Source organism: Nocardiopsis halophila DSM 44494 (assembly GCF_000341245.1).
Taxonomy (GTDB): Bacteria; Actinomycetota; Actinomycetes; order Streptosporangiales; family Streptosporangiaceae; genus Nocardiopsis_A; species Nocardiopsis_A halophila.
Window position 1 is genome coordinate 67679 of sequence record NZ_ANAD01000081.1, and the last position, 20852, is coordinate 88530.

Consider the following 20852-nt stretch of genomic DNA (forward strand, 5'->3'; position numbering starts at 1 on the left):
CCCATCGGCGAAGATGGGGAGTGTGAGCCCTAGCCGTCGTAACCCCGCACCAGACAAGGCATGCATCGAGGCGGTCGACCTCGCGCGGAGCGCCGCCGTCGAGATCTCCCGTCCGGAGTGGGTTGGCGATCACCTGTCCGCGCACGTGGAGGGCGACCGCCTGGTCACCCACCTGTTCGAGTGCCGCGACGCCGCCTACCCGGGTTGGCACTACGCCGTGACCGTCGTGCGCGCGGCGCGCGCCAAGGTCGTCACCGTCAACGAGGCGGTGCTGCTCCCGGGCCCCGAGGCGCTGCTGGCGCCGCAGTGGGTTCCGTGGAAGGAGCGGCTGCGCCCGGGCGACCTGGGCGTGGGCGACCTGCTGCCCACCTCCGCCGACGACGACCGGTTGGAGCCCGGCTTCGCCTACGCACCCGCCGACGCCCTGGAGGAGGAGGCCGACGACCGGACCGCCCCCTGGGAGATGGGGCTGGGCCGGCCGCGCGTGCTGTCCCGGGAGGGCCGCGACGCCGCCGCCGAGCGCTGGTACGAGGGCGAGGCCGGCCCGCGCAGCGCGATCGCCGCCGCCGCCCCGGCCACCTGTTCCACCTGCGGCTTCATGACCCCGCTCGCCGGCGGCCTGCGCCGGATGTTCGGCGTGTGCGCCAACGAGTTCGCCCCCGACGACGGCCGGGTGGTCTCCTACGACCACGGCTGCGGGGCGCACTCCGAGGCCGTCCGGGAGGCGGTGCGCAGCGAGCCGTCCCCCGTGCCCGTCATCGACGAGCTCGGATACGACCACATCGTCTTCGACGACACCAGCGAGTTGGAACTGGTCTCCACCGAGGGCTGACCGGGCCGGACGGCACGGCCGAAAACCCCTCCGACGCCCCTCCCGCCGTCGCGTACGGTAGTCCCGCACCCACTCGGGAGGAGCCCCCATGGCCGCCAAGCAGACCGACCCGTTCGGCACCTCGGAGCTGCGGCGCCGCGTGCTCGACGGATGGGCGGCCGCGCCCGCGCGCTTCCGGGAGGACGCCAACGCCGAGGAGGACCACGCGCTCGGCGGGTACCGGGACCGCGCGGTCGTCGAGCTGGCCCAGAACGCCGCCGACGCCGCTGCGCGCGCGGGCGTTCCGGGACGCCTGCTGCTGCGCCTGAGCGGTGACGTGCTCACCGCCGCCAACACCGGTGCGCCGCTGACCGCCGACGGCGTGGAGTCGATGTCCACGCTGCGCGCCTCCGCCAAGAGGGGCGGCGAGGGGCACGGGGCGGTGGGCCGGTTCGGCGTCGGATTCTCCGCCGTCGCGGCCCTGTCGGACGAGGTCACCGCCGCATCGGCGGACGGGGCGGTGCGCTGGTCGCGCGCGCTCGCCCGGGAGGAGGTGCGCACCGGCCTCATCGGGCCCGGGCGCGCCGACCCCGGACTGGCCGAAGAGCTGGAGCGGCGCGGCGGCGACCTGCCGCTGCTGCGCCTGCCCTTCCCCGCCGACCCGGCCGCGGGCCAGGGGGCCGTGCCGGAGGGGTACACCACCGCCGTCACCCTGCTCCTGCGCGACGCCGACACCCGGCGGCGGGTCGCCGAGCTCCTGGAGGAGACCGGTGAGGCCCTGCTGCTGGCCCTGCCCGCGCTGAGTGAGGTGCGGGTGGAGTCCGAGGGCCGCCCGGCCCGCGTGCTGAGCAGGCGCGCGGCCCCGGACACCGGGGACCGGGCCGCGGAAGACGCTGCGGACGGCGGCGCCGTCGACGTGGTGACCACCTCCGCCGAGGAGGGCGGCGCCGAGCGCACCACCCGCTGGCGCACCGTCACCCGCACCGGGCGCTTCGAGCCCGCCCTGCTGGCCGACCGCCCCACCGAGGAGCGCTCCCGCCTGGAGTGGACGCTCACCTGGGCCACCGCGGTCGGAGAGGACGGCTCGGCCGGCCTGCCCGACGGCGTTGCGCGCGTGGTGCACGCACCCACCCCCGGCGACGCCGAGCTGGCCCTGCCCGCGCTGCTGATCGGCTCCTTCCCGCTGAGCCCCGACCGGCGGCGGATCGCCGAGGGCCCCGCGGCCGAGGCGCTGGTGGGCGAGGCCGCCGAGGCCTACGCCGACCTGCTGGCCCGGCTGGAGCCGCGCGCCGCGCTCGACCTGGTGCCGCTGCCCTCGCTGGGCCACGGGTCCTTCGACGGGCGCTTCCGCGCGGCGGCGGCCAAGCCGCTGCAGGAGGCGCCGTTCCTGCGCACCGTGCGCGGGCGCCCGGTGCGCCCGATCGACGCGGTGCTGGTCGAGCCCGGCCCGCAGGTCGCCGAGGTGCTCGCCGACGTGCTGCCCACCGCGCTGGGCGCCGGGGCCGACCCGGGCCACCCCGCCCTGGCGCAGCTGCGGGTGCGCCGGGTCGGCCCCGCCGAACTCGCCGACCTGCTGGGCGACCGGGAGGCCGAGCCGTCCTGGTGGGCGGGGCTGTACCGGGCGCTGCGCGCCTCGGCCGCCCGCGGCACCGACCTGGACGAGCTGGGGGCGCTGCCGGTGCCGCTGGCCGACGGCCGCCTGGTCCGCGGGCCGCGCGGGCTGCTGCTCCCGGTCGGGGAGTCCTTCGGGGCGGGCGTGCTGGATCCGGCGGTGCTGGCGCCGCTGGGGGTTCGGATCGTGCACCCGGAGGCCGCCGAGGAGCTGCTGGTGCGGCTCGGCGCGGTGGAGGCCGGTGCGCAGGCGGTGCTGGACGACCCGTCGGTGCGGGCCGCGGTCGGCGGCTCGCTGGACGCCGACGACCCCGAGGCGGTGAGCGGGCCCGTGCTGGCGCTGGTCGCGGCGGTCGGCCCGGGGAGCGGCCCGGACCGGGGGCGGCCCTGGCTCGCGGAGCTGGCGCTCCGCGACGACGAGGGCGGGTACTCGGTCGCCGGGGAGCTGCTGCTTCCGGACAGCCCGCTGCGGGAGGTGCTCGCCGCCGACGCGCCGTTCGGGGTGGTCGCGCCGGACCTGGTGGAGCGGCACGGCCGCGCGGTGCTGGCGGCGGCGGGCTGCCTGGACGGCTTCGCGGTGCTGCGCGCCCACGACGTCACCCTGGGCGAGGCGCTGGAGGACTCCCTGGACGACCTGCCGGTGGACGGGCTGGAGGAGTGGGCCGAGGAGGCCGTGCGGCGCGCGGGCGAGGAGGACCTGCCGCCGACCGTGCCCGAGCTGACCGCCGTGGCCGACCTGGAGTTCGTGCGCTCGGACCGGTGGGAGCGCGCGCTGGAACTGATCGCCCACTCGTCGGCGCGCCGTGCCGTCACCGAGCCCGCCCGGCTGCTGCTGGAGGGCGGGCGCGCCGCCGACGTCCCGTCCTACACCGCCTGGTGGCTGCGGACCGGCGCGCTCATCGGCGGCTCCCGACCCGGCGACCTGCGTCTGCCCGGCGCCGACCCGGTGCTGGAGGGGCTGTACGAGCAGGCGCCCGAGGGGATCGACACGGAGCTGGCCCGGGCGGTGGGCGTGCGCGCGTCCCTGGAGGAGCTGCTGGCCGACCCGGACGGCCCGGACGACCTGCTGGAGCGGCTGGCCGACCCGGAGCGGCACGTGGAGCATGCGGCGCTGCGCCGGATCTGGGCGGCGCTGGCCGGGGTGCCGGCCGAGCGCGTGGTGCCCCCGGAGCGGGTGCGGGCGGTCGACGGCGGTGCGATCGTGGTGGCCGACGCCGAGGACGCCCTGGTGGTCGACGCCCCCGACCTGCTGCCGCTGGCGCAGGGGCGGCCGCTGCTGCTCGCCCCGGCCGAGCAGGCCGAGGCGCTGGCGGACGTGCTCGACCTGTCGCTGCTCTCGGAGGCGGTCGAGGGCCGCGTGGAGTCCTCGGGCCGGGTGCGCCCGGTGCCCGACGAGGTCCTGCTCTTCGCCCCCGCCGGTGCGCTCACCTACGTGCACCACGACACGCTGACGGTGGACGGCGCGGAGACCGAGTGGCGCGTGGCCGACGGGGTGGTGCACGCGTCCACCCCCGACGGCCTGGCGCGGGCCCTGTGCTGGTCCGCGGGCACCTGGGCCCGGCGCCACCTGGTCGCCGCGGTCCTGCGGGACCCGGACCGCGCCCCGTTCCTCCTGGCCGAGGCCGACCTGGAGTAGGGGCCCGCCTACCGGGCGACCCGGAAGAAGCCCTCGGCGATCAGGGAGCGCAGCACGTCCGGGGCGTCCTTGCGGACCTGGGCCGCGTCCTGTTCGGTGAGCTGGGCGATGGCGTCCAGCAGCGGGCCGACGGGCATCGTCCCGTCGCACACCCCGGCCAGGGCCGCCTCCACCGTGCCGACCTGGGCGGCGCGGTGCAGCCCGTTCTCCTGGCGGAGGACGATGCGCTGCGGGTCCGGCGCCCCCGGCACCCCGATGCGCTCCTCCACGACGCCGGGCGCCAGGGCCACGTGCGCCGAGAGCAGCGCCGCGTCGGTGAGGCGGTGGGCGGTCATCGCCCCGTCCACCACGCCGGGCAGGTACGGGCCGACCGGCTGCTCGATCTCGTGGCGCAGCTCCTCCACCCGCACCGCCGCGTCCTGGGCGCCGTCGTTGCGCAGGCAGATCCAGCCGAAGCCGACCCCCTTGACGCCCTCGCGCTCGAAGTAGTCCAGCCAGGCGTCGTAGCGGCGGGTGTACTCGGGGCCGCCGTGCTCGCAGGAGTCGCGCAGCCACAGCTCCACGTACTCGGCGGGGTCCTGCACGTCGCGCTGGACCACCCAGCCCGAGCAGCCCGTCCCGGCGACCCAGCCGCCGACCCGGTCGCGCCAGTCCTCCCCCTCCACGTGCAGCCAGTTGCCCAGGAGCTGGCACCAGCCCCCGTCGGTCAGGTGCTCGGGGGCGCGGCGCACCAGCTCGGCGCAGAGCGCGTCCCCGCCCATGTCGGACTCGCGGTAGGTGTAGCGGGCCGGGTCGGGCGTGATGACGAAGGGCGGGTTGGAGACGATCAGCCCGAAGCGCTCGCCTTCGACGGGCTCGTACAGCGACCCCCGCCGCATGGCCGCGTTGTCCACGCCCGACAGGGCGCAGCTGATCTCGGCCAGGTGCAGCGCACGGGGGTTGAGGTCGGTGCCGACCACCTCGCCGGCGCGGGAGGAGAGGTGGAGCGCCTGGACGCCGCACCCGGTCCCCAGGTCCAGCGCACGCTCGAACGGGCCGTCCACGATGAGCTTGGAGAGGGTGGAGGAGGCGCCGCCCGCGCCCACCACGTGGTCGGGGCGGGGCACGCCCTGTCCGGGGCGGACCGTCGGGTCGCTGACGACATAGCCGGGACGGCCGTCCTCCAGTTCCCACGGCCCCAGGTGGACCCGCGCGCGCACCTCGCCGCCTGCGGCCGAGAGCAGGCCGTGCTCGGCGAGTTCGTCGACCGGGAGCAGGGCGCGCGCGGCCTTGTCGGCGATGGGCTCCTGGAGCCACCACAGGCGCAGCAGCAGTCCCAGGCCCTCTTCGCCGCCGGTGGCGCGCAGCGCGGGCACCAGCTGCTCGCGGGCCAGGGCCCGGGCGGCGGTGCCGCCGAGCCGGTCGCGCACACCGGAGACGGTGTAGTCGGCGTCGATCAGGATGCGCCGGAGCCGGTCGGCGAGCCGGCGCGGGAAGGGGCGGAGCGATTCAGGCACGGGGCCCATTATCGGTCGCCTCAGAGCCGCTCGCACGTTCCCCGTCGCGGCGGCGCTCGGCGGCCTCCCGCCTGCCCAGCAGGTAGGGGACGTAGAAGAAGCCGAACACCCCCAGGGCGATGCCCGCGGCGCAGACCCAGATCCACCACCGCTCGCCGTCCGCGAGGCCCTCGCCGCGGACGAGCAGCACGACGAGCGCGACCGTCCAGGCCAGCGTCCCCAGCGCGGTCGGGACGCGGTAGTCGCTCTCCATGACCTCGGGGTCCGGGCGTCGGGGTGTGCGCACGCCTCCAGGCTAGGACACCGGGGAAGGGGCCGGGTTCCCGGCGGCCGCCGGGCGGCCCCGCACGGGAAGGGGAGAGACGGGTCACAGCGGCGGTTCCCGAACCCGTGCGGCTGCGGCGGGCTTGGAGATTCCTACGAATCCTACTCGTCTAAGATGTCCGCATTCGTGTGAATATGCAACTAATCTGATTCCGTCAGGCAACCCAGGAGCCATCCCCGACATGCCAAGGTCGAGCGAGTGAACGCACCACCACCCCCGGCGCCCTCCGCCGCAGACAGCCCCACCGCCCCCGGCGGCCTCCGCGGCCGCATCGACCGCTACTTCGAGGTCAGCGCGCGCGGGTCCACCTTCGCCCGGGAGATCCGCGGCGGACTGGCCACCTTCTTCGCGATGGCCTACATCATCGTGCTCAACCCGCTGATCATCGGGACCGCGCCCGACGCGGCCGGCGACGAGCTGGGCATCGCCCGGGTCGCCGCTACCACCGCGCTGGTCGGCGGCGTGATCTCCATCCTCATGGGCGTGGTCAGCCGCTACCCGTTCGCGGTGGCGGCCGGCATGGGGCTGAACGTGATCGTGGCCTACTCGCTCGCCCCCCAGATGACCTGGGCCGACGCCATGGGCCTGGTGGTGCTGGAAGGCATCGTGCTGCTGGTGCTGGTGCTCACCGGCTTCCGCACCGCCGTCTTCCGCGCCATCCCCGCCGGGCTGAAGACGGCGATCGCGGTCGGCGTGGGCATGTTCCTGGCCTTCGTCGGCTTCGTGAACGCCGGGTTCATCACCCGCGTGCCCGACGCCGCGAACAGCACCGTCCCGGTTCAGCTGGGCGACGGCGCGCTCTCCGGGTGGCCGATCACGGTGTTCGTGCTGGGCCTGGCGCTGACCATCGCCCTGATGGTGCGCCGGGTCAAGGGCGCCATGCTCATCGGGATCGCCGTGGCGACCGCGGTGGCGATCGTCGTGGAGACCACGGCCCGGCCCGAGGGGTGGTCGCTGACCGCGCCCGCGGTGCCGTCCTCGCTCGGCGACGTGCTCTCGGTGCCCGACTTCAGCCTGGTGGGGCAGTTCAACCTGTTCGGCGGCTTCGCCGATGTCGGCGCGGTGCTGGTGATCCTGCTCGTCTTCACCCTGCTGCTGGCCGACTTCTTCGACACCATGGGCACCATGGTCGGCGTCGGCGGGCAGGCCGGGATGCTCGACGAGGACGGCAACGTCCCGCGCGCCCGCGAGGTGCTCGTGGTGGACGCGCTGGGCACGGTCGCCGGCGGCGGCGCCTCGGCCTCGGTCAACACCGTCTTCGCCGAGTCCTCGGCGGGCGTGGGCGAGGGAGCCCGGACGGGCATCGCCCCGGTCGTGACCGGCCTGCTGTTCCTGGCCGCCACGCTGTTCGCCCCGCTGGTGGAGCTGGTGCCCTTCGAGGCCGCCACCCCGGTGCTCATCATCGTCGGCTTCATGATGATGACCCAGGTCACCAAGATCGACTTCTCCGACCTGGGGATCGGCGTCCCGGCGTTCCTCACCATCGCGACGATGCCCTTCACCTACTCGATCACCAACGGCATCGGGTTCGGGTTCATCGCCTACACCTTCATCCGCACGGTGCAGGGGCGCGCGCGAGAGGTGCACCCGCTGCTGTGGGTGGTCTCCGCGGCCTTCCTGGTCTTCTTCTGCCTGGGGCCGATCGAGGCGCTGCTCGGGCTGTAGGGCCGGTGGCGGGGCGCCGTGGGGGTAGGGTGCCCTGTCCGCCCGAAGGGAAGACACGGGCGCGCGATTTCGTTAGCAAGAGTAATGAGTCCCGCTGATGACGAACCCCGACCCCTCCGAGCGGATGGACGATCAGACACCCGGCCTGGAGGCCGACCTGCGCGTGGCCGTGGGGCGGCTGGCCCGGCGGCTGCGGGCGCAGCGCCCGGACACCTCGCTGTCCCTCGGACAGGGGGCCGTCCTGTTCGCGCTCGCCCGGCAGGGCCGGATGACCCCGCGGGCCCTGGCCGACCACGAGAAGGTCCAGCCGCCGTCGATGACCCGGATCATCAGCGCGCTGGAGGAGCGCGGCCTGGTGCGCCGGGAACCGCACCCCCAGGACCGGCGCCAGCAGCTGGTGGACCTGACGGACCAGGGCCGCGCCCTGGTCCGTCAGGACACGCGGCGCCGGGAGGAGTGGCTGGCCCGGAGGCTGGGCGAGCTGGAGCCCCACGAGAGACAGGTGCTGCGGGAGGCGGCGGAGATCCTGGACCGGCTGAGCCGGAGTTAGCCGGACGCCGCGGGCCGGCGATGTTCCGGTCCCTGGCGGTGCGCAACTACCGGCTCTTCGCGGCCGGCCAGGTCGTCTCCAACACCGGCACCTGGATGCAGCGCATCGCCCAGGACTGGCTGGTGCTCCAGCTCAGCGGCGGCAGCGGCATCGCCCTGGGCGTCACCACCGCCCTGCAGTTCCTGCCCATGCTGCTGCTGGGCCTGTGGGGCGGGACCGTGGTCGACCGGGCGGGCAAGCGGCGGCTGCTCATCGCCACCCAGGCCGCCATGGGCGTGCTCGCCCTGGGGCTGGGTGTGCTCGCCACCGCCGGGGCGGCCCAGGTCTGGCACGTCTACGTCTTCGCCCTTGGGCTCGGACTGATCACCGTGCTGGACAACCCGGCCCGGCAGACCTTCGTGGTGGAGATGGTGGGCAAGCGCGACCTGCCCAACGCCATCGCCCTGAACAGCGCCAGCTTCCAGCTGGGGCGCGTGGTCGGCCCCGCCGTGGCAGGGGTGCTCATCGCCGCCGTCGGCAGCGGCCCGGTCTTCCTCATCAACGCGCTCTCCTTCCTGGCCGTGCTCACCGGGCTGTGGATGATGCGCCCGTCGGAGCTGGAGACCACCGAACCCGCCCCCCGCTCCAAGGGCCAGACCCGGGAGGGGCTGCGCTACGTGGCCGGGCGCCCGGACCTGGTGCTGCTGCTGGTGATGACCGCCTTCCTGCAGATGTTCGGGTCGAACGTGCAGAACCAGATCGCGCTGATGACCAACAACGTCTTCACCGCGGGGGCGGCCGCGTTCGGCGTCTCCGCGGCGGCGCTGGCTGTGGGCGCGCTGGCCGGGGCGCTGCTGTCGGCCCGGCGGGAGCGGCCGCGGCTGCGCACCGTGCTGATCGGCGCGTTCTTCTTCGGCGCCACGGAGGTGGTGGCCGCGCTGGCGCCCGGCTATGCCTGGTTCACGCTGGCGCTGCTGCCGATGGGGATCGCCTTCCTCACCTTCACCGCCACCCAGAACGCGTTCTTCCAGCTCAGCGTCGACCCGCAGCTGCGCGGGCGGGTGATGAGCATGTACATGCTGGTCTTCCTCGGCATGGCCCCGATCGGAGCGCCCATCGTGGGGGTGCTGGCCGACACGCTCGGCCCGCGGGTGAGCCTGGCGACCGGCGGCGCCGTCACCCTGGTGGTCACCGCCGTGGTCGGGGTGCTGCTGGCCCGCCGTCTGAAGGCCCGTGTGCGGCTGAGCGGCCGGAGCCCGTTCGTCGCGGTCACCCGTGCCCCTGTGGGGCCCACGGCTGACAGGGTGGCGACATGCGCCTGTTCATCGCGGTGACCCCTCCGGAGCACGTGCTGGACGCGGCCGAAGAGGCCGTCCGCGAGGCCCTGGGCGAGCATCCCGCCCCGGGACTGCGGTGGACGCGGCGCGAGGACCGGCACATCACCTTGCTGTTCCTCGGGGAGACCGCCCCCGGGCGGCTGCCCGCCCTGGAGCAGGCCTTCACCGACGAGCTGGCCCGCCACGGCCCCGAACGGGTCTCGCTGCGCGGGGCCGGGACCTTCCCCGGGGACGACACCGCCGCGACCGTGCTGTGGGCGGGCGTGCAGGGCGAGCACACCGCCTCCCCGCTCGCCGGGCCCGCCGCCGGCCTGCGCCGGGCGGCGCGCACGGGCGGGGTGCGGGTCGAGCGCCGCCCCTTCGTGCCGCATCTCACCCTGGCCCGCAGCCGCCGTCCCGCGCACCTGTCGGCGCTGCGGACCGCCCTGGGCGCCCTGGCCACGCCGTTCTGGGAAGCTGGCGAGGTGCACCTGGTGGAGAGCCGCCCCCGGGACCGCGGGCGCCGGTACCGGACCGCCGCGACCTGGGCGCTAGGCTGAGGAGTGCCATGAGCATGCTGACCAACAACAGAAAGCAGCGCTGGCTGCTGCCGACGATCCTCGCGGCGATCATGCTGATCGTCGTCATCGGCGCGCTCGTGAGCTGACCCGCTCCGCCGCCGCCTGCACCAGCGCCGCGTTGCCGGCCGCCTCCCCGCCGTCCGGTCCCCGCAGCGTGTCCTCCAGCCCGATGCGCACGTCGTGCCCGGCCTCGGCCGCCGCCTCCAGCACGGGCCAGGCCGCCTCCCCGACCCCGTGCAGCAGGCGCGGCAGGCCGATCCCCGCCCGGTCCAGCACCGCCTCGATGCGCTCGGCCTCGGCCAGCGCCCGGTCCGGGTCGGTGTCCTGCGGCGCCACCAGCACCCGGCCGAACTCCGCGGCCATCCCGATCGCCGCCAGCAGCCGGGCCGCGTCGACGTCCGCCACCCCGGCCTCCACCCGCACCCTGCGGTCCACCAGCATCCGCGCCACCTCTACCGCGCCCGGCTCGTGCAGGTTCACCGTCGCCGAGTCCGGCAGCGAGCCCCAGCGCTGCACCAGGTCGTAGCGGCGCCAGGGGTCCGGTTCGGCGCTCAGCGCGGTGGTCACGCTCACCGGCACGCCCGGCACGGCGGCGTGCAGCCGCTCCAGCATCGGGGAGAGCACCTGCGGCTCTAGGGCCCCGCCCCCGGAGCCGTCCCTGGGGTGGACGTGCACCTCGTCGGCCCCGGCGGCCACCGCGGCCGCGGCGTCCAGGGCGATCTGCTCGGCCGAGACCGGCAGCGCCGGGTGCGCGCCGGGCCTGCGGTCGCCGTTCAGGCAGGCGATGATCCTCATGGGGGCCTTCCTCTCCGGCGGAGGCGACGGTGGTACGCGGAACATGCCCGCAACCGGACCCGTCCTCACCCGGGGTGCTCACGGGATGCGCCGCGGCGGTGATGGCAGGATGGCGGCATGCACCACCGCGCCGCCGCCGCGGCCTGCGCCCTGCTCACCGCGGCGGCCGGGGCCGCCGCCGTCCCCGCCGCCCCGCCCGCGGCGGCCGAGCCGTCCCCCGACCCGTCCGCGGTGCCGGGGGGCGCGCAGGTCCGCTTCCGGATCCAGGACCCCCGCATCGCCGAGTCCAGCGGGCTCGCCGCCTCGGCCGCCCACGAGGACGTGTACTGGACGCACAACGACAGCGGGGACTACGCGCCCGAGGTCTTCGCCGTGGACGGCCAGGGGAGCACACAGGCCGTCCTGACCCTGACCGGGGAGGGCGTGGAGCTGCGCGACTGGGAGGCGGTGGCGGTCTCCGAGGGCCCGGACGGGCGGTCCGCCGTGCACATCGGCGACATCGGCGACAACTTCGAGGGCGGATGGCCCAGCATCCGGGTCTACCGCTTCCCCGAGCCCGAGGACCTGGCCGACGCGACCGTCGAGGCCGAGGCGTTCACCTTCACCTACGCCGACGGCGGCCGCAACGCCGAGGGCATGATGATCGACCCGCGCGACGGCCGCCTGTACGTGGTGAGCAAGGAGGTCGCCGGAGGACTGTACGCCGCCCCGGAGGAGCTCGACCCCGACGGCACCGACAGCTTGGAGCGCGTGGACTCGGCGCCGCTGTACGCCACCGACGCGGCCTTCGCCCCGGACGGGTCGCACTATGCCATTCGCACCTACTGGGGCGTGACGTTCTACGACGCCTCAGAGGGCGTGCCGGGAAAGAGCGTGGGGCGGATCGGGCTGCCCGAGTCCGAACAGGGCGAGTCGCTGACCTTCACGCCCGACGGGGAGTCGGTCCTGGTCGGGACCGAAGGCCTGGAGAGCCCCGTCTGGGAGGTGCCCGTGCCCGGCCACATGCGCGGGGCGGGCGGACCGAGCGCCGACGATGCCGAGAGCTCCCCGTCCGGGGACGCGTCCTCGGAGGCCGACGGCGCCACCGCCGACACGGCCCCCGGAGCGCTGACGTTCATCCTCGGCGGCGCCGGCGTGGCCGCCGCGGTCATCGCCGGAATCGTCCTCCTGGTCCGCAGAACCTGAACACGCGGCTCAGCCCTGGTCGGCGTGGATCTCGCGGGCCAGGAAGGCGTGCCGGGAGAAGTCGGTGAACACCCCGTCCACGCCTGCGGCGAAGAACGCCGCGTACTCGGCGGCGAAGGAGCCGTAGTCGCGCTCGGAGCCCTCCGAGCGCAGGTCCGCCGGGAGGAAGTGGTTCTCGCTGCGGAAGGTGTAGGGGTGCACCAGCAGCCCGGCCTCGTGCGCGGCCTCCACCAGGCCGGTCGGCTCCCCGAGCGAGCCGTCCTCCTCTCGGGCCACCACCATGTTCTTCTCCGGGCCGATGGCGTGCGCGAAGGACGCCGCCTCGGCCAGGCCGGCCTCGTCGGTGTAGGCCCGCCAGGGCTCGGCGTCCTCCATGAGGAAGACCAGCGGGACCTCCAGGCCGGCCAGCTTCTTCAGGCTGCCGCTCTCGAAGGACTGCAGGAAGACCGGGACCTCCGGCTCCGGGCCGGCCAGGCCGTGCGCGCGCAGCGCCTCGGCCAGCGGCGGCTCCAGCTCCAGCCCGGCGGCCTCGTGGTAGGCCGGGCTCTTGGTCTCGGGGTAGATCCCGATCGGCCGGCCCAGCTCCGCGGTGAGCTCCTTGGCCAGCGCGATGATCTCCTCCAGTGTGGGGACGGCGAACTCGCCGTCGTAGGAGGCGTTCTCCGGCCGCACGCCGGGGATGCGCTCGGTGGCGCGCAGCGTCTTGAGCTCGGCCAGGGAGAAGTCCTGCACGAACCAGCCGGTGTGCTCGGCCCCGTCCACCGTGCGGGTGGTGCGCCGGTCGGCGAACTCGGGGCGGTCCGCCACGTCGGTGGTGCCGCCGATCTCCGGCTCGTGCCGGGCCACCAGCACCCCGTCGGCGGTGGCCACCAGGTCCGTCTCGATGAAGTCGCCGCCGTGCCGCGCCCCCAGCCGGTAGGAGGCCAGGGTGTGCTCGGGCCGGTGCCCCGGCGCGCCGCGGTGGGAGACGATCAGCGTGTCGGGCTGCCGCTTGTTCCTGCGCACTGGGCGATCCACTCCCGGCCTGGGGCTTGTCAGGGAAACGAAGGGGGGCCGGCCCCGGACGGGCCGACCCCCATGTCTACCGGGTCCGCAGAGCCTAGGCCAACTCGCCGACCACGTGCTCGATGCAGGAGGTCAGCGCCTGCACGTCGGCCGGCTCCACCGCCGGGAACATGCCGATGCGCAGCTGGTTGCGGCCGAGCTTGCGGTAGGGCTCGGTGTCCACGACGCCGTTGGCCCGCAGCGCCGCGGCGACCTTGGCGGCGTCCACCGACTCGTCGAAGTCGATGGTGCCCACCACCTGCGAGCGCTGCGCCGGGTCGGTGACGAACGGGCTGGTGTAGGAGGTCTTCTCCGCCCAGGTGTAGAGGGCCTGGGAGGACTCGGCGGTGCGGGAGACCGCCCAGTCCAGCCCGCCCCGGGCGTTGATCCACTCGATCTGCTCGGCGAAGAGCAGCAGCGTGCCCACCGCGGGGGTGTTGTAGGTCTGGTCCTTGCGGGAGTTGTCGATCGCGGTGGTGAGCGAGAGGAACGTCGGGATGTAGCGCCCCGAGTCGGCGATCGCGGCGGCGCGCTCCAGCGCCTTGGGGGACATGATCGCGACCCACAGCCCGCCGTCGGCGGCGAAGCACTTCTGCGGGGCGAAGTAGTAGACGTCGGTCTGGGCGATGTCGACCGGCAGGCCGCCGGCGCCGCTGGTGGCGTCGACCAGCACCAGGGAGTCGGCGTCGGCGCCGTCCGGGCGGCGGATCGGGGCGGCCACGCCGGTGGAGGTCTCGTTGTGGGTGAGCGCGTAGGCGTCCACGCCCTCCTCGGCGCGGGCCTCGCCGTGCGTGCCGGGGTCGGTGGTGATGACGGTGGGCTCGCCCAGCCAGGGGGCGCCCTGGGCGACCTTGGCGAACTTCGAGGAGAACTCCCCGAAGTTCAGGTGCTGGGAGCGCTCGCGGATCAGGCCGTGCGCGGCGATGTCCCAGAACGCGGTGGTGCCGCCGTTGCCGACCACCACCTCGTACCCCTCGGGCAGGGAGAACAGCGACGCCAGTCCGCTCCGCACCCGCCCGACGAGCGACTTGACCGGCTTCTGCCGGTGCGAAGTGCCGAAGTAGGCGGATCCGGAATCGGCGAGGGCCTTCAGTTGCTCGGGGCGGACCTTCGAGGGGCCGCACCCGAATCGTCCGTCTGTGGGCAGCAGGTTCGCGGGGATCTGAATGTCGCTCACCCGGGTCATGGTAGTGGGCGGGCCGATCGCGCCGCAGGTGAGGGGTGCGCCTCGGGAAATCCGCGCTCTGACCGGCGGATGTGAACCGGTGTTCGTCGCCGCCCCTCTCAGACCCCCTGGGCGAGCGCCGCCTCCGCGCCCGCGACGTCCTCCAGCGGGCGCGGAGGCGGCCCGGTGTACTCCGCGCTCGGCCGCACCAGCCGGCCGGTGAGGCGCTGCTCCAGGATGTGCGCCGACCACCCGGCGACCCGGGCGGCGGTGAACATCGGGGTGAACAGGTCGGCGGGGACCCGGGCGACGTCGAGCACGACCGCCGCCCAGTACTCCACGTTGGTGGCCAGCACCCGGTCCGGCTTGCGCTCGGCCAGTTCGGCCAGGGCCGCCTCCTCCAGCGCGGCCGCCGCCTCGTAGCGGGCCGCGCCCAGCTCGCGGGCGGTGCGCCGGAGCACCCGGGCGCGCGGGTCCTCGGCCCGGTAGACCCGGTGCCCGAACCCCATCAGCCGGTCGCCGCGGTCCAGGGCCCGGCGCACGTAGGTGCGGGCGTCGCCGACCCGCTCGGTCTCGTCCAGCATGTGCAGCACCCGGGCCGGGGCGCCGCCGTGCAGGGGCCCCGACATCGCCCCCACCGCCCCGGACACCGCCGCGGCCACGTCGGCCCCGGTGGAGGCGATCACCCGGGCGGTGAAGGTGGAGGCGTTCATCCCGTGCTCGGCCGCCGAGGTCCAGTAGGCGTCCACCGCCCGCACGTGGTCGGGGTCGGGGTCGCCGCGCAGCCGGATCATGAACCGCTCCACCGCGGTGGCGCCCTCGGCGACGCGCGCGTCGGGGACCCGGGTGCGCTCGCCCGAGCCGGCGCGGGCGGCGTCGGCGATCACCGACAGAGCCGTGGCGCCCACCCGCGCCACGTCCTCGCGCGCCTGGGCCGGGTCGGTGTCCAGAAGCGGCCGCAGCCCCATCGCGGGGGCGAAGGCGGCCAGGCCGGCCTGCACGTCCACCCGCACGTCGCCGGTGTCCACCGGCGGGGGCAGCGGGTCGGCCGAGGGCAGGCCCGGGTCCAGGGCGTCGTCGACCAGCAGCCCCCAGACGCGGCCGTAGGTCACCCGCCCCACGAGCTGTTCGATGTCGACCCCGCGGTAGCGCAGGGCCCCGCCGTCCTTGTCCGGCTCGGCGATCTCGGTCCGGAAGGCCGTGACTCCTTCGAGTCCGGGCGTGAACTCGGGCATGGCGCCATCCTTTGCGCTCGACGGGCGAACCGTGGAGGATGCACGATCGTGAACCATTGTGACCCTGCTGAACTGCGCGAACCCTATTCCGGTGAACCGCTGGGCCGCTCCGGTCTGCCGGGACGTCCGATGGACCTGTTCGACCTGTGGTTCTCTCAGGCCGCGGAGGCCGGACTGGCCGAGCCCAACGCGATGGTGCTGAGCACGGTCGACCCCGGCGGGGCACCGCGCTCGCGCACCGTGCTGCTGAAAGGGTTCGACGCGTCGGGGCTGCGCTTCTTCACCAACCGCCGCTCGCGCAAGGCGCGCGCGCTGGAGCGGGAGCCGCGCGCGGCGCTGCTCTTCCCCTGGCACGCGATCCGTCGCCAGGTGTCCTTCATGGGGCGCGTGGAACCGCTCGGGGACGCAGAGAACGACGTCTACTTCCGTTCGCGTCCCCGGGGGTCCCAGATCGGTGCGTGGGCGAGTGCGCATCAGTCCTCCCCTGTCAGCGACCGTTCCCTGCTGGAAGAGCGGTATGCCCATTGGGCGGCGGTCTGGGAGGGGGAGGAGGAGGTGCCGCGCCCCGACTACTGGGGCGGCTACCGGCTCGTCCCCGAAGAGGCCGAGTTCTGGCAGGGAGGGACCGACCGCATGCACGACCGGTTCCGCTACCTTCGCACGGGCCAGGGGCAGGACGGCCGCTGGAGCATCGACCGGCTCTCGCCGTGAGGGCGCCGAGGCCCGGAACCGGTTCCTTTCCGGACGCTATGATGGAGGCCATCGGCAGGCAGTTCGACTCCGCTCGGTGCGGGGAATCCGTCGCCGCCGAACGGTGTTGAGAGTCCTGCGGCGGCCGGCTCTCAACGGCCGACCGAGGGGAGGAGAGCGTTGACCGCACACGGGCTCATCGACACCACGGAGATGTACCTGCGTACCATCTTCGAACTGGAAGAGGAGGGCATCGTCCCGCTCCGCGCGCGCATCGCGGAGCGTCTGCACCAGAGCGGCCCCACCGTGAGCCAGACGGTGGCGCGCATGGAGCGCGACGGCCTCCTGCGCGTGGAGAACGACCGGCACCTGGTGATGACGGACGAGGGCCGCCGGCTGGCCATGCACGTCATGCGCAAGCACCGCCTGGCCGAGCGCCTCCTGGTCGACGTGATCGGCCTGGCCTGGGAGGACGTGCACGTGGAGGCGTGCCGCTGGGAGCACGTCATCTCCGAGGCGGTCGAGGAGCGCCTGGTCGGCCTGCTCAACGCCCCGTCGGTGTGCCCGCACGGCAACCCCATCCCGGGCCTGGACGAGCTGGGCCTGGCCGACTACGCGCCCGAGCCCTTCTCCGACGAGTCCATCGCCCCCATGACCGAGATCGCCAACGGGGCCGAGACCAGCGTCACCGTGCGCCGGATCAGCGAGCACCTGCAGACCGACACCGAGGTCATGCGGGAGTTGAAGGACGCCGGGGTGCGCCCCGGCGGCGAGGTCCGCCTGACCGCCACCGAGGACGGCGTGCGGGTGCTCCCCGCGCCCGGCGACGGCACCGCCAGTGAGCTGTCACGGGAGGTCGCCGGCCACGTCTTCGTCGCCAAGCACTGACCGTGCCCCCGCGCGGCGACCGGGGCGCCCCTGTCCCCGAAATGTCGCGTTGCTCTGCGGATTTTCGCCCTGTGGGGCTATGCTCGGGCGAAAGCGGGGGCGATCCGGAGGACGCGCGGGTCGGCATGGTGCGGATCCTTGACGGCAAGGTGGCGGCTGAATGAAGCGGTGGGGGGAAGCCTTTTACGACGACAGCGCGATCACCGGGGAGACGGTCGTCGAGCAGGCGCAGATCGCCGTCATCGTGGCCGACCGCTTCAGCCACCTGCGCTACTGGAACGGCTATGCCCGCCGGCTGTTCGGATTCACCGGCCGCGCCGACCCGATCGGCTCCTCCCTGCTCGACATCGGGGTGCACGAGGCCGACCGCGAGCGCGCCTCCCAGCTCGCCCGCCAGGTGCTGCGCGGGCAGACCTGGGAGGGCACCTTCGCCGTGGTGCGCGCCGACGCCGCCTGGATGCACGTACGCGCCCAGGCGGTGCCGATGTGCGACGCCGACGGCGCCGTCGAGGGCATGGCGATCTTCGCCTACGAGGCGATGCGCAGCGGCCGGGTGGAGGAGCAGTACGGGCTGCTGGAGCGGATCGGCGCCCGGCTGGCCGGGTCGCTGCAGTTCGACAGCGCGCTGAAGGCCGTCGCCGAGACCCTCGTCCCCCAGTTCGCCGACCACTGCTTCATCGACCTCTACGACCACGACCGGCTGGTGCGCCGGGTCTCGGTGCACGCCGAGGGCTGGTCCCCTCCCCCCGGCACCTGGCCCGACGTCGGGCAGGAGGTGCGCTATGCCGAGCGGCACTTCGCCGCCCGGGCCATGCGCCGTCTGGAGACGGTGGCCGTCGGGGACCTGCGCCACCCGCCCGGGATGGTGGACGAGCGCTCGGCCCGGGTCGCCGACCAGGTGGGGGTGGCCTCGGCGGTGGCGGCGCCGCTGCGCGCCCGCGGTGAGCTGCTGGGCGTGCTCACCCTGGCGCTGTCCCGGCTCACCCCCCGGGACAAGGCCGCCTACGACGGCTTCGACTGCGACCTGGTGGGGGCCCTCGCCTCCCGGGTGGCGCTGGCCATCGACAACGCCCGGCTCTTCGAGGAGGAGCGCAGCACCGCGCTGGCCTTCCAGAACAGCCTGCTGCCCGCCTCCTTCCCGCCCTTCGACGGGCTCTCCATCGCCCACCGCTACGTGCCGGCCAAGCCGCTGGAGGCGCACGGGCACGGTATCCAGACCCAGGTCGGCGGGGACTTCTACGACGTGGTGCCGCTGTCGGCGGGCCGGGTGGGCATCGTCGTGGGCGACGTGGAGGGGCGCGGCCCGCACGCCGCGGCGGTGATGGGCCAGCTGCGCGCCGCGCTGCGCGCCTTCGCCCAGGCCGACCGCGAGCCCGCGGACATCCTGCGCGAGCTGGACGAGTGGGTGCGCAGACTGGGCCGCCCGGACGGCCGGGGCGGCACCTGGGTGCCCAGCGTCAGCTGCCTGTACATGGTCTACGACGCCTGGTCGCGCCGGCTGTCCTACGCCAACGCCGGCCACCAGTCGCCGCTGCTCATCGCCGCGGGCGAGGTCGGCGAGCTGGCGCTGGAGGTCACCGACTCGCTGCTGGGCGGAAAGGCCCGCGGCGTCCCCTACGACGAGGCCGTCTACCACCAGGCCGACGTGACCCTGCCGCCCGGTGCGGCGCTGCTGCTCTACACCGACGGGCTGGTCGACCGCCGTCCGGTGGGCGGGCAGGCCGACCCCCGCCGCTCCCTGGAGCGGCTGCGCGACCGGGTGCGCCGGGTGGCCGACCGGGACGTGGAGCGGATCGCCGACACCGCGCTGGCCGCGGTCCCCGGGGAGAGCGACGACGACGCGGCGCTGCTGGTGGTTCGCACCCACCCCGAGGAGCTCGCGCTGCGCGAGGAGCGGTACCGGGCCGAGGCGCCCACCGTGGCCCAGGCGCGGCACCTGGCCGCCTCCACCTTCGCCGAATGGGGCATGGACGCGGGCCAGGCCGAGCTGGCCTGCCTGCTGGTCTCCGAGATCGTCACCAACGTGGTCATCCACGCCGCCCCGCACCCGGTGCGCCGCGAGTTCACCTCCGAAGGGGTGCGCGACTCCTCCTCGGTGGAGGCGGCCGCGCCGGGCGGGGGCGGCGCCGACGGGGCGGTCGAGGACTTCTCCGAGGACTGGTCGGACCTGCTGGAGGAGCTGGCCGAGGAGGAGCCCGAGGAGCCGGAGAGCACCTTCTGGCTGCGCCTGCGGCGCGGCGCCGCCTCGGTGTGGGTGGAGGGCTTCGACAACGACCTGCGCCTGCCCCGGATCCGCAGCGCGGGCGCCGACGACGAGGGCGGCCGCGGGCTCTACCTCGTCGACCAGCTCGCCTCCCGCTGGGGCTCGCGCCCCACGCCGACCGGCAAGGCGGTCTGGTTCGAGATCCCGATGAAGGCCGAGTAGGCGCCCCCGCTCAGCGCCAGGACCAGGCCCACAGCAGCAGGACCAGGAATACGAAGAACAGCACGATCCCCCCGGTGGTCCAGGGGATGTGCATCCTGGGGCGCAGCCTGCGCACGCCGATCACCAGGAGGAGGACGAGAAGGCCGAGGACGATCAGGCCGTCCCATGCACCGGTCATGCCGCCGATCCCTTCCCTAGGGGGGTGGTGCGCACCGGGGGCGGTCGGCCCCCGGCGGCGCCCCCGGAGTCACAGGCCCAGCGACCGGCCCACGATCTCCTTCATGATCTCGGTCGTGCCGCCGAAGATCGACTGGATCCGGGCGTCCTGCCAGGCCTTCGCCACGGGGTATTCCATCATGTACCCGTACCCGCCGTGCAGCTGCAGGCACCGGTCCATCACCTTGTTGGCCAACTCCGAGCACCACCACTTGGCCTTGGCGGCGTCCTCCACGGTCAGCTCGCCCCGGTTGAGCAGGGTGATCGCGCGGTCCACGTAGGTGCGGGCCAGGTCCACCTCGGTGGCCAGCTCGGCCAGCAGGAACCGGGTGTTCTGGAAGCGCGAGATGGGCCGCCCGAAGGCGGTGCGCTCCTTGCAGTACGCGATGGTGGCGGCCAGCATCTGCTCGGCCCCGGCGGTGGAGGCCACCGCGATGGACAGCCGCTCCTGGGGCAGGCGCTCCATGAGGTGGACGAAGCCCTGGCCCTCCTCGCCGAGCAGGTTGGCGGCGGGCACCCGCACGTCGGTGAAGCTCAGCTCGGCGGTGTCCTGGGCCTTGAGCCCGATCTTGTCGAGGTTGCGGCCGCGCTCGAAGCCGGGCATGCCGCGCTCGACGGCCAGCAGCGAGATGCCGTGCGCCCCGGCGTCGGGGTCGGTGCGGGCCACCACCACGACCAGGTCGGCGTTGATGCCGTTGGTGATGAACGTCTTCTGGCCGTTGAGCACGTAGTCGTCGCCGTCGCGGACCGCGGTGGTGCGCACGCCCTGCAGGTCGCTGCCGGCGCCCGGCTCGGTCATGGCGATCGCGGTGATCAGCTCGCCGCTGCTGAACCCGGGCAGCCAGCGCCGCCTCTGCTCCTCGGTGGTCAGCTCCACCAGGTAGGGGGCCATCACGTCGTTCTGCAGGGTGAAGCCCAGGCCGCTGGCGTGGGCGCGGCAGATCTCCTCGGAGACGACCGCGTTGAACCGGTAGTCCTTCACCCCGCTGCCGCCGTACTCCTCGGGCACCCCCAGGCCGAGCAGCCCCACCTTGCCCGCGGCGGTCCACACCTCGCGGGGGACGATGCCGTCCTTCTCCCACCGGTCGTGGTGCGGGACCACCTCGCGGGCCAGGAATGCGGCGACCGACTCGCGGAAGAGGTCGTGCTCCTCCTCGAAGATCTCCCTCTGCATGGGCGTGCTCCTCCTCAGGGCGGTGGCCGGATGGCACCACGGTAACCGAATCGGATTCGGTTTTA

18 protein-coding genes are annotated in these 20852 nt (G+C 74.5%); 10 read left to right on the forward strand and 8 right to left on the reverse strand.

The features are described 5' to 3' along the window. Positions 1-13 precede the first annotated feature (13 nt). Together D450_RS0110805 and D450_RS0110810 are read left to right on the forward strand one after the other, a co-directional pair. Positions 14-832, forward strand: coding sequence for a DUF3027 domain-containing protein (locus D450_RS0110805; protein ID WP_193789658.1), 819 nt, complete (start codon positions 14-16; stop codon positions 830-832). Between the two features lie 88 nt (positions 833-920). Beyond that, complete coding sequence (locus D450_RS0110810) at positions 921-4058, forward strand: sacsin N-terminal ATP-binding-like domain-containing protein (RefSeq protein ID WP_017538682.1); 3138 nt, start codon at positions 921-923, stop codon at positions 4056-4058. A gap of 8 nt (positions 4059-4066) precedes the next feature. On the opposite strand, the gene D450_RS0110815 is transcribed toward D450_RS0110810, so the two are convergent. Both D450_RS0110815 and D450_RS0110820 read right to left on the reverse strand, forming a co-directional pair. After that, positions 4067-5563: a DUF7059 domain-containing protein gene (locus D450_RS0110815; protein WP_017538683.1), complete on the reverse strand. Its 1497-nt coding sequence runs from the start codon at positions 5561-5563 to the stop codon at positions 4067-4069. Next, positions 5547-5807, reverse strand: coding sequence for a DUF2530 domain-containing protein (locus tag D450_RS0110820; protein WP_017538684.1), 261 nt, complete (start codon positions 5805-5807; stop codon positions 5547-5549). Before D450_RS0110820 ends, D450_RS0110815 begins: the two co-directional genes overlap by 17 nt. 270 nt (positions 5808-6077) lie before the next feature. On the opposite strand from D450_RS0110820, the gene D450_RS0110825 reads away from it, so the two are divergent. The 4 genes from D450_RS0110825 to thpR all read left to right on the forward strand — a co-directional run bounded on the left by D450_RS0110825 (position 6078) and on the right by thpR (position 9949). Continuing rightward, positions 6078-7544 carry an NCS2 family permease gene (locus tag D450_RS0110825; protein WP_017538685.1) on the forward strand — a complete coding sequence of 489 codons (1467 nt, stop codon included), beginning with the start codon at positions 6078-6080 and terminating at the stop codon, positions 7542-7544. A 97-nt stretch (positions 7545-7641) separates the two neighbouring features. Then, positions 7642-8094, forward strand: a complete 453-nt coding sequence (locus D450_RS0110830) for a MarR family winged helix-turn-helix transcriptional regulator (RefSeq protein WP_017538686.1) — start codon at positions 7642-7644, stop codon at positions 8092-8094. Between the two features lie 20 nt (positions 8095-8114). Beyond that, positions 8115-9407, forward strand: a complete 1293-nt coding sequence (locus D450_RS0110835; protein WP_017538687.1) for an MFS transporter — start codon at positions 8115-8117, stop codon at positions 9405-9407. After that, entirely contained in the window at positions 9386-9949 is a 564-nt protein-coding gene (gene thpR / locus D450_RS0110840; protein ID WP_017538688.1) for an RNA 2',3'-cyclic phosphodiesterase, read from the forward strand. The genes D450_RS0110835 and thpR overlap by 22 nt, the downstream gene beginning before the upstream one ends. Positions 9950-10033: 84 nt before the next feature. Here thpR and D450_RS0110850 read toward each other — a convergent pair whose 3' ends face one another. Next, positions 10034-10765: a 3-keto-5-aminohexanoate cleavage protein gene (locus D450_RS0110850; protein WP_017538690.1), complete on the reverse strand. Its 732-nt coding sequence runs from the start codon at positions 10763-10765 to the stop codon at positions 10034-10036. Between the two features lie 117 nt (positions 10766-10882). Here D450_RS0110850 and D450_RS0110855 point away from each other — a divergent pair, with 117 nt between their 5' ends. Further along, positions 10883-11950: an esterase-like activity of phytase family protein gene (locus tag D450_RS0110855; RefSeq protein WP_017538691.1), complete on the forward strand. Its 1068-nt coding sequence runs from the start codon at positions 10883-10885 to the stop codon at positions 11948-11950. A gap of 9 nt (positions 11951-11959) precedes the next feature. Here D450_RS0110855 and D450_RS0110860 read toward each other — a convergent pair whose 3' ends face one another. The 3 genes from D450_RS0110860 to D450_RS0110870 all read right to left on the reverse strand — a co-directional run bounded on the left by D450_RS0110860 (position 11960) and on the right by D450_RS0110870 (position 15394). Then, positions 11960-12955 carry a glycerophosphodiester phosphodiesterase family protein gene (locus tag D450_RS0110860; protein ID WP_017538692.1) on the reverse strand — a complete coding sequence of 332 codons (996 nt, stop codon included), beginning with the start codon at positions 12953-12955 and terminating at the stop codon, positions 11960-11962. Positions 12956-13049: 94 nt separating this feature from the next. Beyond that, entirely contained in the window at positions 13050-14180 is a 1131-nt protein-coding gene (gene serC, locus D450_RS0110865) for a phosphoserine transaminase (RefSeq protein WP_017538693.1), read from the reverse strand. A 98-nt stretch (positions 14181-14278) separates the two neighbouring features. After that, positions 14279-15394: a citrate synthase 2 gene (locus tag D450_RS0110870; protein WP_017538694.1), complete on the reverse strand. Its 1116-nt coding sequence runs from the start codon at positions 15392-15394 to the stop codon at positions 14279-14281. Between the two features lie 48 nt (positions 15395-15442). Here D450_RS0110870 and pdxH point away from each other — a divergent pair, with 48 nt between their 5' ends. The 3 genes from pdxH to D450_RS0110885 all read left to right on the forward strand — a co-directional run bounded on the left by pdxH (position 15443) and on the right by D450_RS0110885 (position 19397). Then, positions 15443-16105: a pyridoxamine 5'-phosphate oxidase gene (pdxH, locus tag D450_RS0110875; protein ID WP_026128477.1), complete on the forward strand. Its 663-nt coding sequence runs from the start codon at positions 15443-15445 to the stop codon at positions 16103-16105. Positions 16106-16264: 159 nt separating this feature from the next. After that, on the forward strand, positions 16265-16972 hold the full coding sequence (locus D450_RS0110880; RefSeq protein ID WP_017538696.1) for a metal-dependent transcriptional regulator: 708 nt from the start codon (positions 16265-16267) through the stop codon (positions 16970-16972). 160 nt (positions 16973-17132) lie between these two features. Continuing rightward, positions 17133-19397: an ATP-binding SpoIIE family protein phosphatase gene (locus tag D450_RS0110885; protein WP_017538697.1), complete on the forward strand. Its 2265-nt coding sequence runs from the start codon at positions 17133-17135 to the stop codon at positions 19395-19397. Between the two features lie 10 nt (positions 19398-19407). Here D450_RS0110885 and D450_RS33980 read toward each other — a convergent pair whose 3' ends face one another. Further along, the gene (locus D450_RS33980; RefSeq protein WP_017538698.1) at positions 19408-19575 is read right to left on the reverse strand and encodes a hypothetical protein; all 168 of its coding nucleotides are present in this window, start codon (positions 19573-19575) and stop codon (positions 19408-19410) included. Positions 19576-19644: 69 nt separating this feature from the next. Continuing rightward, positions 19645-20787, reverse strand: coding sequence for an acyl-CoA dehydrogenase family protein (locus D450_RS0110895; protein WP_017538699.1), 1143 nt, complete (start codon positions 20785-20787; stop codon positions 19645-19647). Positions 20788-20852: the final 65 nt, after the last annotated feature.

Bases quoted from the DNA above. Each gene is read 5' to 3' on its own strand.
- D450_RS0110885 (WP_017538697.1), top strand. From the start codon at position 17,133: ATGAAGCGGTGGGGGGAAGCCTTTTACGACGACAGCGCGATCACCGGG.
- D450_RS0110805 (WP_193789658.1), top strand. From the start codon at position 14: ATGGGGAGTGTGAGCCCTAGCCGTCGTAACCCCGCACCAGACAAGGCA.
- serC (WP_017538693.1), bottom strand. From the start codon at position 14,180: ATGACCCGGGTGAGCGACATTCAGATCCCCGCGAACCTGCTGCCCACA.
- D450_RS0110850 (WP_017538690.1), bottom strand. From the start codon at position 10,765: ATGAGGATCATCGCCTGCCTGAACGGCGACCGCAGGCCCGGCGCGCAC.
- D450_RS33980 (WP_017538698.1), bottom strand. From the start codon at position 19,575: ATGACCGGTGCATGGGACGGCCTGATCGTCCTCGGCCTTCTCGTCCTC.
- D450_RS0110855 (WP_017538691.1), top strand. From the start codon at position 10,883: ATGCACCACCGCGCCGCCGCCGCGGCCTGCGCCCTGCTCACCGCGGCG.
- D450_RS0110820 (WP_017538684.1), bottom strand. From the start codon at position 5,807: ATGGAGAGCGACTACCGCGTCCCGACCGCGCTGGGGACGCTGGCCTGG.
- D450_RS0110895 (WP_017538699.1), bottom strand. From the start codon at position 20,787: ATGCAGAGGGAGATCTTCGAGGAGGAGCACGACCTCTTCCGCGAGTCG.
- D450_RS0110835 (WP_017538687.1), top strand. From the start codon at position 8,115: ATGTTCCGGTCCCTGGCGGTGCGCAACTACCGGCTCTTCGCGGCCGGC.
- D450_RS0110870 (WP_017538694.1), bottom strand. From the start codon at position 15,394: ATGCCCGAGTTCACGCCCGGACTCGAAGGAGTCACGGCCTTCCGGACC.
- D450_RS0110830 (WP_017538686.1), top strand. From the start codon at position 7,642: ATGACGAACCCCGACCCCTCCGAGCGGATGGACGATCAGACACCCGGC.
- D450_RS0110815 (WP_017538683.1), bottom strand. From the start codon at position 5,563: ATGGGCCCCGTGCCTGAATCGCTCCGCCCCTTCCCGCGCCGGCTCGCC.
- D450_RS0110810 (WP_017538682.1), top strand. From the start codon at position 921: ATGGCCGCCAAGCAGACCGACCCGTTCGGCACCTCGGAGCTGCGGCGC.
- thpR (WP_017538688.1), top strand. From the start codon at position 9,386: ATGCGCCTGTTCATCGCGGTGACCCCTCCGGAGCACGTGCTGGACGCG.